15 protein-coding genes are annotated in these 13,948 nt (G+C 18.5%); 5 read left to right on the top strand and 10 right to left on the bottom strand.

The genetic code is table 11. The features are described from left to right. Positions 1-89 precede the first annotated feature (89 nt). Positions 90-2,750 (bottom strand): alanine--tRNA ligase, encoded by a 2,661-nt coding sequence (gene alaS, locus RJT30_RS01295; RefSeq protein WP_343190189.1) that lies wholly within the window; start codon positions 2,748-2,750, stop codon positions 90-92. Positions 2,751-2,879: 129 nt separating this feature from the next. Between alaS and RJT30_RS01290 the strand changes: the two genes are divergently transcribed. Continuing rightward, positions 2,880-3,818, top strand: a complete 939-nt coding sequence (locus tag RJT30_RS01290) for an RluA family pseudouridine synthase (protein ID WP_343190188.1) — start codon at positions 2,880-2,882, stop codon at positions 3,816-3,818. On the opposite strand, the gene aroQ is transcribed toward RJT30_RS01290, so the two are convergent. The 6 genes from aroQ to RJT30_RS01260 all read right to left on the bottom strand — a co-directional run bounded on the left by aroQ (position 3,815) and on the right by RJT30_RS01260 (position 9,066). Further along, a complete protein-coding gene (aroQ, locus tag RJT30_RS01285) occupies positions 3,815-4,270 on the bottom strand; it encodes a type II 3-dehydroquinate dehydratase (RefSeq protein WP_343190187.1) in 456 nt (151 codons plus the stop codon). The genes RJT30_RS01290 and aroQ overlap by 4 nt on opposite strands. 913 nt (positions 4,271-5,183) lie before the next feature. After that, positions 5,184-5,546: a 50S ribosomal protein L19 gene (gene rplS / locus RJT30_RS01280; RefSeq protein WP_343190186.1), complete on the bottom strand. Its 363-nt coding sequence runs from the start codon at positions 5,544-5,546 to the stop codon at positions 5,184-5,186. Between the two features lie 143 nt (positions 5,547-5,689). Further along, on the bottom strand, positions 5,690-6,205 hold the full coding sequence (gene rimM, locus RJT30_RS01275) for a ribosome maturation factor RimM (RefSeq protein ID WP_343190185.1): 516 nt from the start codon (positions 6,203-6,205) through the stop codon (positions 5,690-5,692). Beyond that, positions 6,189-6,449, bottom strand: a complete 261-nt coding sequence (gene rpsP, locus RJT30_RS01270; protein ID WP_343190184.1) for a 30S ribosomal protein S16 — start codon at positions 6,447-6,449, stop codon at positions 6,189-6,191. The genes rimM and rpsP overlap by 17 nt, the downstream gene beginning before the upstream one ends. Positions 6,450-6,480: 31 nt before the next feature. Further along, on the bottom strand, positions 6,481-7,815 hold the full coding sequence (locus tag RJT30_RS01265; RefSeq protein ID WP_343190183.1) for a signal recognition particle protein: 1,335 nt from the start codon (positions 7,813-7,815) through the stop codon (positions 6,481-6,483). A gap of 138 nt (positions 7,816-7,953) precedes the next feature. Beyond that, complete coding sequence (locus RJT30_RS01260; RefSeq protein WP_343190182.1) at positions 7,954-9,066, bottom strand: prephenate dehydratase domain-containing protein; 1,113 nt, start codon at positions 9,064-9,066, stop codon at positions 7,954-7,956. A gap of 176 nt (positions 9,067-9,242) precedes the next feature. On the opposite strand from RJT30_RS01260, the gene rplM reads away from it, so the two are divergent. Both rplM and rpsI read left to right on the top strand, forming a co-directional pair. Further along, on the top strand, positions 9,243-9,668 hold the full coding sequence (rplM, locus tag RJT30_RS01255) for a 50S ribosomal protein L13 (RefSeq protein ID WP_343190181.1): 426 nt from the start codon (positions 9,243-9,245) through the stop codon (positions 9,666-9,668). Positions 9,669-9,689: 21 nt separating this feature from the next. Further along, positions 9,690-10,076 (top strand): 30S ribosomal protein S9, encoded by a 387-nt coding sequence (gene rpsI / locus RJT30_RS01250; protein ID WP_343190180.1) that lies wholly within the window; start codon positions 9,690-9,692, stop codon positions 10,074-10,076. A gap of 43 nt (positions 10,077-10,119) precedes the next feature. Here rpsI and cgtA read toward each other — a convergent pair whose 3' ends face one another. The 3 genes from cgtA to rplU all read right to left on the bottom strand — a co-directional run bounded on the left by cgtA (position 10,120) and on the right by rplU (position 11,893). Beyond that, positions 10,120-11,121: an Obg family GTPase CgtA gene (gene cgtA, locus RJT30_RS01245; protein WP_343190179.1), complete on the bottom strand. Its 1,002-nt coding sequence runs from the start codon at positions 11,119-11,121 to the stop codon at positions 10,120-10,122. A 102-nt stretch (positions 11,122-11,223) separates the two neighbouring features. Further along, positions 11,224-11,481: a 50S ribosomal protein L27 gene (gene rpmA, locus RJT30_RS01240; RefSeq protein WP_343190178.1), complete on the bottom strand. Its 258-nt coding sequence runs from the start codon at positions 11,479-11,481 to the stop codon at positions 11,224-11,226. Positions 11,482-11,575: 94 nt separating this feature from the next. Beyond that, positions 11,576-11,893 carry a 50S ribosomal protein L21 gene (rplU, locus tag RJT30_RS01235; RefSeq protein ID WP_343190177.1) on the bottom strand — a complete coding sequence of 106 codons (318 nt, stop codon included), beginning with the start codon at positions 11,891-11,893 and terminating at the stop codon, positions 11,576-11,578. A gap of 877 nt (positions 11,894-12,770) precedes the next feature. Here rplU and greA point away from each other — a divergent pair. Further along, positions 12,771-13,256 (top strand): transcription elongation factor GreA, encoded by a 486-nt coding sequence (gene greA, locus RJT30_RS01230; RefSeq protein ID WP_343190176.1) that lies wholly within the window; start codon positions 12,771-12,773, stop codon positions 13,254-13,256. A gap of 55 nt (positions 13,257-13,311) precedes the next feature. Then, complete coding sequence (locus RJT30_RS01225; protein WP_343190175.1) at positions 13,312-13,941, top strand: RlmE family RNA methyltransferase; 630 nt, start codon at positions 13,312-13,314, stop codon at positions 13,939-13,941. The last annotated feature ends 7 nt before the right edge of the window (positions 13,942-13,948 follow it).

Genomic DNA, 13,948 nt, shown 5'->3' with positions numbered 1-13,948 from the left:
TATAGTCTTATTTGCACTTTATTGTTATTTAAATTTTATATTTCCAAATTTTTATAAAATAATAACATAATAATTGATTATTTTTAAAATTAATAATTTATATAAGAATGATGTTCATTTATTAAAGATATGATCCATTTTTTGATATTTTTGAATATTTTGGTTATTTTTTTTTGATTTGTTATATTTCCTTCAGCAAGTTCTTTATTTCCTCCGCCTTTGCCGTTATTATTACAGATTATTTTTTTTATTATTTCTTTTGCTGTAATTATATTATTTAATGATGCAGTAATACCAACAATTACTGTATTTTTATTTTTATTAGAATTTTGTAAAATTATTATAGCATTAGGGGAAAGTTTTTTTTTTAATAAATCTATTATATATCTTAGCAATTTGTAATTTTTATATTTAACTTCAGAAATTAGTAATTTTACATTTTTTATTTGTATTGTTTTTTTTTCAAAAAATTGTATTTTGTATTGGATATTTTTTTGTTCTAATTTTTTATTTTTTTTGACATATTTATCTAAATTTTCTTTCAATTTTTTTATTTTTCCAATAATATCATTTTTATTAGTATTTAATAATTTAAATATATATTGTAAATTTATTTCTTTTTTGTGTGTTAATAATATTGCTTTATTATTTGTTTTTGCTTCAATTCTTCGAATTCCAGTAGAAATATTTTTCTCAGATTTTATTTTAAATGTGCCTATTTGTCCTGTTCTTTTTACATGTGTTCCTTTACATAATTCTATAGAAAAAGAATTTATTATAATTACTCTAACTGTTTTGTTATAATTATATTTATTTAAACTAACAGCACCTAATTTTTTAGCTTTTTTAAATTCTATAAGTTTTGTTTTTATTTTTATATTTTCTGTTATAATTTTATTAATTAATTGTTCGATTTTATGTATTTTATTTAATGATATTGGTTTATTATGATTAAAATCAAATCTAATATATTTATCGTTAATAAACGACCCTTTTTGTGAAATTTTTTTTTTAAGTATTATATTTAAAGCTTTTTGTAATAAATGCGCAGAAGTGTGATTATTTTGTATTTTTTTTCTTTTTTTGTAGTTTATAGTAGCAAATATAATATCATTAATATTAAATGATCCATGTATTGTTTTGCCAATATGTAGTGTTAAATCATTTTTTTTTTGTGTATTGTGAATTAAAAATATACTTTTATTTGTATATAATATTCCTGTATCACCGATTTGCCCACCAGATTCACTATAAAATGGTGTTTTATTTAAAATTATAATACCTTTTTGGTTTTTTTGAATATTATTTACAGTTATATCATTTACTATAATTTTTATTATTTTACTATTGTTGATATGAAATTTTTCATATCCTAAAAACTTTGTTTTTTTACATTGTATTTGTATTTTTGTAAATTTTGTATTTTTTTGTTTTTTAAATATGTTTTTTTTATTTTTTTTTTGTTTTTCTAAAAAACCTTGATAATCAAATGTTATATTTTTTTCTGTGCAAATTTCTTTTGTAAATTCTACTGGAAAACCAAAAGTATCATATAAATAAAAAATAACATCACCTTTCAGGATTTTATTATTTGCATTTTTTATTTCATAATGTGCTATTTTTAAACCATTTTCTAGTGTTTTGTGGAATTTTTTTTCTTCTTTATGAACTATTTTTGTAATATATTGTATTTTTTTAAAATTTAACTTTCTATTTTTAAATATGTATTCATATACTGTAGAAATTAATTTATATAAAAAAGGTTTTTTTTTTTTTATTTTATACCCAAATCGTATTGCTCTTCTTATTATTTTTCTTAAAATATAACCTTGTTTTTCATTAGATGGTACAATATTTTCAGAAATAATCATTATTATAGATCTTATATGATCACTTATAACATTTATTGAATTTTCATTTTCTTTTTTTAAGGGAATTTTAATAATTTTACTAATTATTTTTTTAATTGATATAAAATTATCAATTTTATAATTTGAATATACTTTTTGTATTACAGAGGTTAGTCTTTCTAAACCCATTCCTGTGTCTATTGATATATAAGGTAGTTTTTTTAATATGTTATTTTTATTTTTATTAAATTCCATAAAAACTATATTCCATATTTCAATAAATTTCTTATGTTTTGTAATATTATAAATATTATCTTTATATTCATTTTTACCATAATAATAATATATTTCTGTACAAGGCCCGCATAAACCGGTATTTCCCATTTGCCAAAAATTATCAGAAGAATATAATTTTTTTTTTTTATCTGCAATACGTACTATTTTTTTTTTTGATATTCCAATTATTTGTGTCCAAATATTGTAAGATTCATAATCTTTATAATATGTTGTAATCCATATTCTATTTTTATCTAAATTATACCACAATTTTGAAGTTAATAATTCCCATGCTAATGTTATTGCTTTTTTTTTAAAATAACTACCAAAACTAAAATTTCCCAACATTTCAAAAAAAGTATGGTGTTTTTTAGTATAACCTACTTTTTCCAAATCATCATGTTTACCTCCAGTACGTAAACAATTTTGTACAGAAGTTACATTAGGATATTTTGGAATTTTTTTTCCTAAAAATATATCTTTAAACTGATTCATTCCTGCATTAGTAAATAAAATAGATTCATCATTTTTTGGTATCAATGAACTACTTTTAATTATTTTATGTTTATTATTATGAAAAAAATTTAAAAACATGTTTTTTATTTCTTGTGTTTTTTTGTACATTATTATCTCATTTTTAAATTAATTTTATTTAAAATTTATAAATTTATTCTTTATATTTAAATAAAATAATATATTATTGTAAAAATTTTTAAAATTTTATATAAGTAGGTAATATTGAATAATATAAATTTGATTAAAATTGTCCCAAAAAAAATTTTTTTTAAAAAAAGATTAGATCAAGTTTTAGTATATTTATTTAATGAATATTCGCGTTCTTTTTTAAAAAATTTAATTGTTAAAAAATGTGTTTTTGTAGATGATCGTATTTCATATTCCCCTAATAAAAGAATTTTTGGTGGTGAAATTATACGATTGTGTTTTTATACTAATATAAAACATTTAAGTCATGCTTCTGATTTTTTTTTAAATATAGTTTATGAAGATCAAACAATTTTAATTATTAATAAATCTTATGATATGGTTACGCATCCATCACCTGGGCATATTAATTATACTTTATTAAATGTTTTAAGATTTAAATATAAATATTTAAAATATATACCTAGAGCTGGAATTGTGCATCGCTTAGATAAAAATACAACTGGTTTAATAATTATAGCTAAAAATTTATTTACTTATCTTTATTTTAAAAATTTATTTATTCGTAGAAAAATTTGTCGTGAATATATTATCTTTGCTATTGGTAAATTAGTTTCAGGTGGAATTATAAAAAAACCTATTGGTCGTGATCGTTTTAAAAGGATATTAATGAGTGTAAATGGTTTAAATAATAAAAACGCTACAACTCATTTTAGAATTATTAAAAAATTTAATTGTCATACTTATTTGCGAGTTTTCTTGGAAACTGGGCGAACACATCAAATTCGTGTGCATTTTTTACATATTAACTATCCTGTTTTTGGTGATAAATTATATAATAAAAAAAATTTATATCTAAAAGGTTTTAATTTAAATTGTAGAAATACGCTTTCTTTATTTCCTAGACAAGCCATGCATGCTCAAACATTACGTTTTTTTAATCCTATTACTCGGCAATTAATGTATATAAGTTCTTCTATACCTGCAGATATGAAGATTTTAAAGTTTTATTTAGAACGGTGTATTTAGTTTTTTCTGTTTTTTTGTAAACGTTTTAATGCTATTTTTAAAGCTATTATATAACCTTCAACACCTAAACCTGATATAGTTCCATTTGCTATATCAGAAAATTTTGATTTAGAACGAAATTTTTCTCTAGAATGAATATTAGAGATATGTACTTCAATAAAAGGTATATTTATTGCTAGAATTGCATCACGTAATGCTATACTAGTATGTGTAAATGCAGCTGGGTTAAAAATTATATAGTCTATTTTTTCTTTTGATTGATGTAAACAATCAATTAATTTACTTTCTGAATTGGATTGTAAATGAAATAAATTACATTTGAGTATTTTACATTTACATTTAAGTATTTTTATTAATTTTTTTAAACTCATAGAGCCATATAATTTTACTTCTCTTGTTCCTAATAAATTTAAATTTGGACCATTTAACAACAAAATATTTTTATTTTTCATATATTTCCATAAATTTTTGTGTTTTTAAATTAAATTATTATATTTTAAAATAATCTTATGTATAAAATTTTATTATATTATATTTTAATATATGGGATTTTTAATATTTTTAGTTTATATATTAATAAATAAAATAATACTTTATAATTTATTTTTTAAATATAAATTACATTTTTATTCAATAGAATATTAAAATGATATTGATTAATAATATTAAATTTTAATTTTAAAGTATATAAATTTATAGAATAAATGTTTTTTTAATATTAATAAGAAATTTTATTTTTTTAAATTTAATATTTTTTGTTATATTTAATAAAATTAAATATTAAAAATATTTATAAATATTAATATAATTATTAAAAATTTTTAAATTAATATTTAAAATATATTTAAAAGAAATATTTTAAATATATTTTTATATTTTTAAAAATTTTTTATATACAATAATATTTTTGGTTGTTTAAAAATTTTATTAATATGTGTTTTTAGTTAAAATAATTATATAAGATTTATTTTTTTTCGGTTTTTTGTTAAATTTTTTTTTATTTTCAAGAATTTTAATATTTTATAAATTAAAAACATATTATTTAATAAAATATGTAAATTTATTTAAATTTTATATATTAAAATATTTACTTATATAATATTGCTTGAATATATTTTTATTATAATTAAATAAATAATTAATATTATAATATTATAAATTTTTAAAATTTATAATTATAAATAATTAATTTTTAAAAAAACAGTTTTAAATTTTTATACATTTAAAGCTTGATTATGTAAGTTGTTTAAATTTATCATCATTTTTAATTTTTACATAATTATTTTATTACTTATTATAATTTTTATTTGATTTGATTATTTGCCGTCAAATTATGCTGTTTATTATTGACGGTTTTGATAATTTTTATTTTTTTTTTGAATTTAATTTTAGTTTTTCTTTAATACGTGCAGATTTACCTTTTCTGTAACGTAAATAATATAATTTTGATTTTTTTACTACACCTAATCTTTTGACAATTATTTTATTAATAATAGGAGAATAAAGTGGAAATACACGTTCAACCCCAATTCCATTAGAAATTTTGCGTAATGTAAATGAAGAATTAATACTTCTATTTCTTTTAGCAATAACTATTCCTTCAAATTTCTGTATTCTTTTTTTAGATCCTTCTACTACCCAAACTTCTATTATTAAGTTATCTCCTGTTTTAAAACTAGGTGTGTTTTTTATTTGTTTTTTTTCTAGTATTTGAATAATGTTATTCATTATTGTATTGCCTTGAAATTTTATGTAAAATTTTTTAAATATATAAATTATATTTATTTAAAATATATTTTTTAAAATCTTATTAATATAAACTATATTTTTATAATATAGTTTTATTTAATTCTGTGTTTTAATAAAATGTGTTAATTTGTTACGTCTTCTACAATTATTGTTTTTTTTATCAAATTAATTTTTTTAATAGTTATTCCTATTACAAATGGTATTAATATTTCTTTTTTTTGAATTAATTTGTGTTTTTTAATTACTAATATATCTTGTTTTTTAGTATTTAAAATTTTTTTTACATTTCCAAGGTATTGTTTATGTATTGTAAAGACATGACATTTTAGAATATTGATGTAATAATATTCATTTTTTTTTAATTTTTGAAGGTTGTAAATTTGAGTAAAAATTTCTTTGTTTTTAATATGTATCGTTTGTTCACGTGTATTTATATTATGTATTTTAATTATTGTGATGTTTTTTTTTTTTATCCATTTATTTATTTTTATATATATATATATTAGTTTTTTTTTTATAAACCATGGTTTATAATAAAAAATTTTTTTTATTGTAAAAGAACATATCTTTATCCAACCTAAAATTCCATATGGAAGATATGTTTTTCCAATTTTTATATTTTTAATTATTTTTCTCACTATTTTTATTATGTATTGTTATTATTTTTTTAATTCTATTTGATGCTATAGCACCATTTTTAATCCAATGACTATATCTAGTAATATTTATTTTAGTTTTTTTTGCATTATTAGATTGTATTGGATCAAAATAACCTATATTTTCTATAAATCGACCATCTCGAGCAAATCTTTTATCTGATACAACTATTTTATAAAATGGTTTTTTTTTAGATCCATGTCTAGCTAAACGAATTACAACCATATATTTTAATCCTTTTATTAATTATTTTATTTTAAAATAAAAAATTTGGTAAAATTTTTTTAATTTGGTTGATAATATTATTTACACCACCTTGATTAATTTTTTTCATAATTTTTTTCATGTCAAAAAATTTTTTTAATAATATATTAATTTTTGTAATAGGTACGCCAGAACCTTTTGAAATTCTTTTTTTTCTAGAACCTTTTATTATTTCTGGGTTTTTTCGTTCTTTGGGATTCATGGAATGAATTATAGCTTCTAGTTGTTTAAATATATTTACATCAAAATTTTTTATCATTGTTTCTTGAATGGTTTGTTTTATTGGTATTTTATTTACGATATTTGTAATTGAATCGAATTTTTTTATTTTTTTAATATGCTTTAAAAAATCATTTAAATCAAAATTTTTTTTTTGTTTAGGGATTTTTTTTTTTTTAATTTTTGATTCTATATTATTTATTACTGAAAAGATATTTTCCATCCCTAATATTTTATTAGCAACACTTATAGGACAAAAATTTTCAAGACAGTTTATTTTTTCACCATTGCTAATAAATTTAATAGGTATTTTAGTTAAATATCTACAAGATAATGCTATACCGCCTCTGGCATTACTATCCATTTTTGTTAATATTATACCAGAAATTTTCAATATTTTATTGTAATTTTTAATTATATTTATTGAATCTTGTCCAGTCATTGAATCTATAACAAATAATGTTTCTATTGGTTTAACTGTTTTTTGTAATATTTTAAGTTCTTGCATCATATCTTTATTATTATGCATTCTTCCAGAAGTATCAATTAATAAAATATCATATAATTTTGATATAGTATATTTAATGGCTTCTTTTGCTATTTCAATTGGGTTTTTATTTTTAGATTGAAAAATATCTAAATTATTTTTTTTACCTAGTATTTTCAATTGTTTGATTGCTGATAATCTCTTTGTATCTGTAGAAACTGCTAGTATTTTTTTTTTGTGTTTTTTTTTTAACAATTTTCCTATTTTTATTAAATTTGTTGTTTTTCCTGATCCTTGTAAACCTATTATTAATATTATTGCTGGAGGTGAAGTGGAAAAATTTAATTTATTATTTTTAACTCCCATTATATTAATTAATTCATTTTTAACTATTTTAATAAATTCTTGTCCAGGAGTTAAAGTATTATTAATAATGTTTCCTATTGCTTTTTTTTCAACATTTTTTAATAATTTTTTTATTACTGATAATGCAACATCTGCTTCTAATAATGCTTTTCTAACTTCTCTTAAAGTTTTTTTTATGTTTTTTTTTGTTAATCTTCCTTGGTTTGATATAGTTTTTATTATTTGTGAAATTTTTTTAGTTAAATTATAAAACATAGTTTTTTAAAAATTTATTAATTAAAATGATATTAAATATTTTAATACTATAATACATATTTTCCATATATATTTCAATTTTAATATAATTATAAAAAAATTTTTATTATTTTTATAATAATATTTTTGTACATATTTTTATGAAATAGAATATAATCCTAGTATTTCAAAATATTTAGTTATTATCTGTATTTTGTTTATTATCTTTTTTAATTTTTTATTATGTTTATTAATATATATATCTATAAGAAATGTTTTTATTTTTTTGTTCTTTATTGTGGTAGTGTTTATTGTTAAAAGATTATATTTTTCATTTTTTAAAATTAAAAATATTTTCGCTAATGTATGTTTTTTAATTTTTTTTTTGAATATACAAGTTAATTTGCAATTTTTGTTTTCTTTTATGATTTTTATCTTGTTTGATAAAATTATAAATCGTGTTATATTATTTTTGTGATTTGATATATTTTCATTTAATATAGATAATTTATATATTTTACCACTTTTTTTGTTTCCTATAGCTGCAGAATTATTTTTTTTAATATTATATATTTTCTTCATTGCTTCAGTGCTACTAGAAGTATAGTGAATTTTCCAATGTAAAAATTTTGTTATAAATTTACTCGTTTGTTTAATTGGTTGCACATGACTATATATATTTTTAATATCTTTTATTTTTGTGTTTTTTTTAGCTAATAAGCAATGTTGAATAGATATATTAATTTCATTATTTATAAATAAATTCTTATTTTTGATAATATCAATAACTTCTTTAATATATCCAGTATTTGAATTTTCTATTGGTAAGATTGTATAACTACATAATTCATATTTGTTTTTTTTTATTGTATCATTGAAATTTTTACAGCTTATTAATTTAAATTTTAAAATATTTTTTTTAAAATATTTTTTGGTTGCAATATATGAATAAGATCCTATTGGTCCTAAAAAAAATATTTTAGGTTTTTTTTTATATAAAATTTTATTTTGTATATTTACTGATTCTTTTAGAATACAGGTAAATATTTTTTTTATGAATTTAATATTTAATTTGTATTTTTTACTTTTAATATATATTTTTTTAAATAATTCTTTTTCACGTTTTATGTCTTTTATATTGTAATTGTTTTTAATTTTTATTTTTGCTATTTTTTTTATAGTTTTTTTTCTTTTTGATAATATTTTGAGTATACTTTGATCAATTTTATTTATTTTATTGCGCAAATTTAATAAATTTTCTAAGAATTTCATTTTTTTCATCCTTCTAATAAATTAAAGATCATGCAATTTAATAATTATTATTTTAATTTATTATTAATAATTAAATATTTTTATATTATAAAATATTTATTTGAGTATCTTAAAAAATTTATACTTTAAATTATTGTAAATAATATATTAATTTTTTTATAAAGGTTAAAATATATATGAAAACATTTTCAGCAAATGATAAAATTAAAAAAACATGGTATTATATTGATGCTCATAATATAATATTAGGGAGATTAGCTACTAAGGTTGCTACTATATTGAGAGGAAAGCATAAAGTTATTTATACACCTAATCAGGATGTTGGAGATTATGTAATTGTTATTAATGCGTCTAAAGTTAAAGTTACTGGGAATAAATATATTCAAAAAAAATATTATCATCATACAGGTTATATAGGTGGTATCAAAAATATTTCTTTTAAAAAATTATTATCTACATATCCTGAAAGAATTATTCAATTTGCTGTAAAAGGTATGTTACCAAAAGGTTCTTTGGGTAAATCTATGTTTCGAAAGTTAAAAGTGTATGCAAACAATACACATATACATATTGCTCAAAAACCTAAAATTTTAAAAATTTAATTGGAATATAGAGAAATTATTATGATGCAAAATTATGGAACGGGACGTAGAAAAACTTGCTCTGCTAGAGTTTTTTTAAAAATAGGGAAAGGTAATATAATTATTAATCAGCGTTCTTTAGAAAAATATTTTAATCGCGAAGCATCATGTATGATAGTTTTGCAACCTTTAAAATTATTAGATATGATTAATAAATTTGATTTTTATATTACAGTAAAAGGAGGTGGGGTTTCAGGACAAGCAGGAGCTATTCGTCAAGGTATTACACGTGCTTTAATAAATTATGACATTTTGTTACGAAAAGAATTAAGAGAATATGGATTTGTTACACGTGATTCTCGTAAAGTAGAAAGAAAAAAAATTGGTTTAAGAAAAGCTAGAAAACGTCCACAATTCTCTAAAAGATAATTATTATGAAACCCGGGTTTTTATAAACCGGGGTTTATTTTTTTTATTTTTGTATATTTAAAAAAATATGAATGTCTTTCAGTAATTTTTTTATGCCTATATTATTTTTTGCAGAAATGAAATAACATTTTTTTTTTTTAAATGAAAACAAAATTTCTTTTTTTAAAAATTTAAATATTTTTGGTTTTAAAATATCAATTTTGTTAAAAATATACCATATATTTTTTTTATGTATTTTTATACTGTGTTTTTTAATTTCTTCTGTTATTATTTTTATATTTTTGATAAAATTTGAACCATCTTGTGGTTTAATATCTATAATATGTAATAACATTTTACATCTTTCAATATGTTTTAAAAATTTGATTCCTAAACCAATTCCTTTTGAAGCTCCTTTAATAATTCCAGGTAAATCAGCAATAGTGAATTTTTTTTTTTTTATTTGTACAATTCCTAGTTTTGGATATAATGTAGTGAAAGGATATGCTGCGATTTTCGTTTTTGCAGCTGATATATTTTTAACAAATGTTGATTTTCCTGCATTTGGGAAACCAATTGTTCCTACTTCAGCTAATAAACATAATTCCAAACGTATTATTTTTTTTTCGCCTTCTTTTCCTTTAGTGCGTTGTCTAGGTGTTCGATTGATAGATGATTTAAATCTTGTATTTCCTAATCCATGCCAACCTCCAGCAGTAATAAGTATTTTTTTTTTTTTCGTTAAATCAATAATTAATTCTGATGTTTCATTATCTATAATTTTTGTTCCGATAGGTACATGTAAAATCATATCACTACCTTTTTTTCCTGATTTATTGTTATTAAATCCATTTTCTCCATTTTGTGCTTTGAATTTTTTTTTATATTGGTAATTTATCAAAGTATTGATATTTTTATTGGCGTGTATCCATATATTTCCACCATCACCTCCATCACCTCCATTTGGACCACCTTGTGGTATATATTTTTCTCTTCTAAAACTAATACAACCATCTCCTCCTTTACCACCTTCAACATGAATCACAACTTCATCAATAAATTTCATTATTGTCTCAATTTTATTAAAAGATTATATTTGTACTATATTCTAAAATTTTAAAATAATTATATTATAAAATAAAAATTCCGCTATTGATGAAGTATGAATTTATTTTTTTAGTATGTTTACATATTTTTTTTTTTTTATTCCTTTAATAGAAAAATATACTTTTCCAAAAACAGTAGCATAAATTGTATGATCTCTGCCGCATCTAACATTAATTCCAGGGTGAAATTTTGTTCCTCTTTGTTTTACAATTATACTACCAGCTTTAATAATTTGTCCTCCAAATTTTTTAACACCTAATTTTTTAGGATTAGAATCACGTCCATTTCGTGTAGAGCCTCCAGCTTTTTTATGTGCCATATTTATTTTTCTCTCTTTTTTTATTTTTAATGATTTATTTCATATTTATTAAATTATCAAATTTTCGGTTATTTTTATATCTGGCGTATTAAAATTAGATATTATAGTTTATTTTTTGTATCTTTATTATAGTAATTAATTGTCTATGACCCATTTTTCTTTTGTAATGTTTTCTACGATTGAATTTAATTATTTGTATTTTTTTTCCTTTTTTATGTGTTACAATAGTTGCTTCTATGTTGCTTTTATCTATGATTGGTGTTCCAAAATATGTTTTGTTGTTTTTTTTAATCATTAATATGGAATTAAAAATTACATTTTTACCACATTTTTCTTTCATTTTTTCTATTTTTAAATATTTCCCTTTTTCAGCTTTATATTGTTTTCCGCCATTAGTAAAAATTGCGTACATTAATAATTTTCTCTTTTAAATATTTATAAATATTAATATTAAGATTTTTTTTAAAAAAATAATTTTTATATTTTTAAAAAGTATTTTATATATTTAAATTTATTTTTTAAAAATTTATATTTTTTTAAATTATGTTTTTATTTTTTTATTGAATATTCAGTTTCTTGTTTTATTTTTAATGTATTAAAAATGGTTTAAATTTCTTAAAAAATTTATTATAATTAAATTGTGAATTTTTTTTAATTATTTATTTTTTTAAATAATTTAATATATTTTTTTATAATTGTAAATAATTTAAAATTTTATATAATTATAAAATTTTAATGCATAAAATATATCATGATATTGTCATTTTAAATAAATTTATATTAATTGTGTGTTTATTTCATAAATTTTATTATTTTATTTTAAAATAATATTATTTTAGATCGTTTTATTATATAATTTATTTACATTTTTTTTATTTTTAATAATTTTAAAATTTTAAATTTATTTATTGTATAGATAATATTTTAAGAAATTTAAAATTTTATTATAAATATATTATTAATGTTATATTTATTTGTAAATATTTTTAATTTAATATATTTTTAATTTAATATATTATATTTTTTAAATAATTATTTTTTTAAAAAACATTTTAAATATTAAATAATATAAATTTTTTTATATTTTATTAGAAAATATATTGTTTAATTAATTTAATTTATGCATTGTAAGCTATATTGTCAATTTTATTAATAATTTTTATTGTAAAAATTATATTTTTTAATGTTATATTTTTTAGAATATATTATAAATAATTATAAAATGAAATGTATTTGATATAATATATTATACAATTTTAAAAATATTTTAAATTTATTCAAGGTAAATAATGAAAAATTTAATTCCAATGACATTAAAAGGTTCTCGTAAATTACAAAAAGAATTGGAAAAATTAAAAAAAATCAAAAGACCGAGAATTATTAATGCAATTATTAAAGCTAGAGAATATGGAGATTTAAAGGAAAATGCGGAATATCATGCTGCTAAAGAAGAACAAAGTTTTTGTGAACGCAGAATTCGAGATATTGAGTATAAATTATCTAATGCTAATATTATAGATATCACTAAAGTTAATAATAATGGAACAGTAATTTTTGGTTCAACAATTAAAATATCTAACATTGATACTGGAAAAATTTTTGTCTATACAATTGTAGGAGATGATGAATCTGATTGTAAAAAAAATTTAATATCTATTTATTCTCCTGTTGCAAGAGGGTTAATAGGTAAAAAAATTAAAGATATTGTTGCAATTAATACTCCAAATGGAATTGTAAAATATGTTATTTTAAAAATTAAATATATTGCTATATAATTTGTATATTTAATTATTAATAATTTTATATATGATATTATATCTAGGATTTATAATGTTTTATAAAAAGTATTCTAAAAGTTCTAAACGATGGTTGAATGAGCATTTTAATGATATTTATGTTAAATACGCTTATAAAAAAAAAAAACGTTCCAGAGCATGGTTTAAATTAGATGAAATTAATAAAAGAAATAATATTTTGAAGTCTGGTATGAATGTTTTAGACTTAGGTTCAGCTCCTGGTAGTTGGGCGGAATATATAATTGAAAAAATAGGTAATGGTTTATTAGTAGCTTGTGATATAATATCAATAATTCCAATTAAAAATGTAAAATTTATAAAAGGTGATATTCGTAACGCACACACTATAAATAAAATTTTGTCATTTAAGAAAATTAATGTCGTATTTTCTGATATGGCTCCTAATTTTAGTGGTTTGTCATTTATAGATATGAATAATATGACGAATTTATTACAATTATCACTTTTTATATCTTTAAGAGTTTTGGTAAAAGGTGGATCTTTTATTACTAAAGCTTTTGAAGGAATCGAAATGAATATTTATTTAAAAAAATTAAAATTATATTTTTCAAAGGTTCGTGTTTTTAAACCTAAGTCTTCTAGAGCGCGTTCTCGAGAAGTTTATATAATAGCATTTGATAAAATTGAATCAAATGTTATTTAAAATTTTT

Origin of the sequence: Buchnera aphidicola (Mollitrichosiphum nigrofasciatum) (assembly GCF_039388045.1) — a bacterium.
Lineage (GTDB): Bacteria > Pseudomonadota > Gammaproteobacteria > Enterobacterales > Enterobacteriaceae > Buchnera_K > Buchnera_K aphidicola_B.
The sequence above is the reverse complement of the archived record's forward strand: the minus strand, read 5'-3'. Positions and strand labels throughout refer to the sequence as shown.

Coding starts and splice junctions, on each gene's coding strand:
- alaS (WP_343190189.1), bottom strand. CDS start 2,750: ATGTACAAAAAAACACAAGAAATAAAAAACATGTTTTTAAATTTTTTT.
- aroQ (WP_343190187.1), bottom strand. CDS start 4,270: ATGAAAAATAAAAATATTTTGTTGTTAAATGGTCCAAATTTAAATTTA.
- rplS (WP_343190186.1), bottom strand. CDS start 5,546: ATGAATAACATTATTCAAATACTAGAAAAAAAACAAATAAAAAACACA.
- rpsP (WP_343190184.1), bottom strand. CDS start 6,449: ATGGTTGTAATTCGTTTAGCTAGACATGGATCTAAAAAAAAACCATTT.
- RJT30_RS01265 (WP_343190183.1), bottom strand. CDS start 7,815: ATGTTTTATAATTTAACTAAAAAAATTTCACAAATAATAAAAACTATA.
- RJT30_RS01260 (WP_343190182.1), bottom strand. CDS start 9,066: ATGAAATTCTTAGAAAATTTATTAAATTTGCGCAATAAAATAAATAAA.
- rplM (WP_343190181.1), top strand. CDS start 9,243: ATGAAAACATTTTCAGCAAATGATAAAATTAAAAAAACATGGTATTAT.
- rpsI (WP_343190180.1), top strand. CDS start 9,690: ATGATGCAAAATTATGGAACGGGACGTAGAAAAACTTGCTCTGCTAGA.
- cgtA (WP_343190179.1), bottom strand. CDS start 11,121: ATGAAATTTATTGATGAAGTTGTGATTCATGTTGAAGGTGGTAAAGGA.
- rpmA (WP_343190178.1), bottom strand. CDS start 11,481: ATGGCACATAAAAAAGCTGGAGGCTCTACACGAAATGGACGTGATTCT.
- rplU (WP_343190177.1), bottom strand. CDS start 11,893: ATGTACGCAATTTTTACTAATGGCGGAAAACAATATAAAGCTGAAAAA.
- greA (WP_343190176.1), top strand. CDS start 12,771: ATGAAAAATTTAATTCCAATGACATTAAAAGGTTCTCGTAAATTACAA.
- RJT30_RS01225 (WP_343190175.1), top strand. CDS start 13,312: ATGTTTTATAAAAAGTATTCTAAAAGTTCTAAACGATGGTTGAATGAG.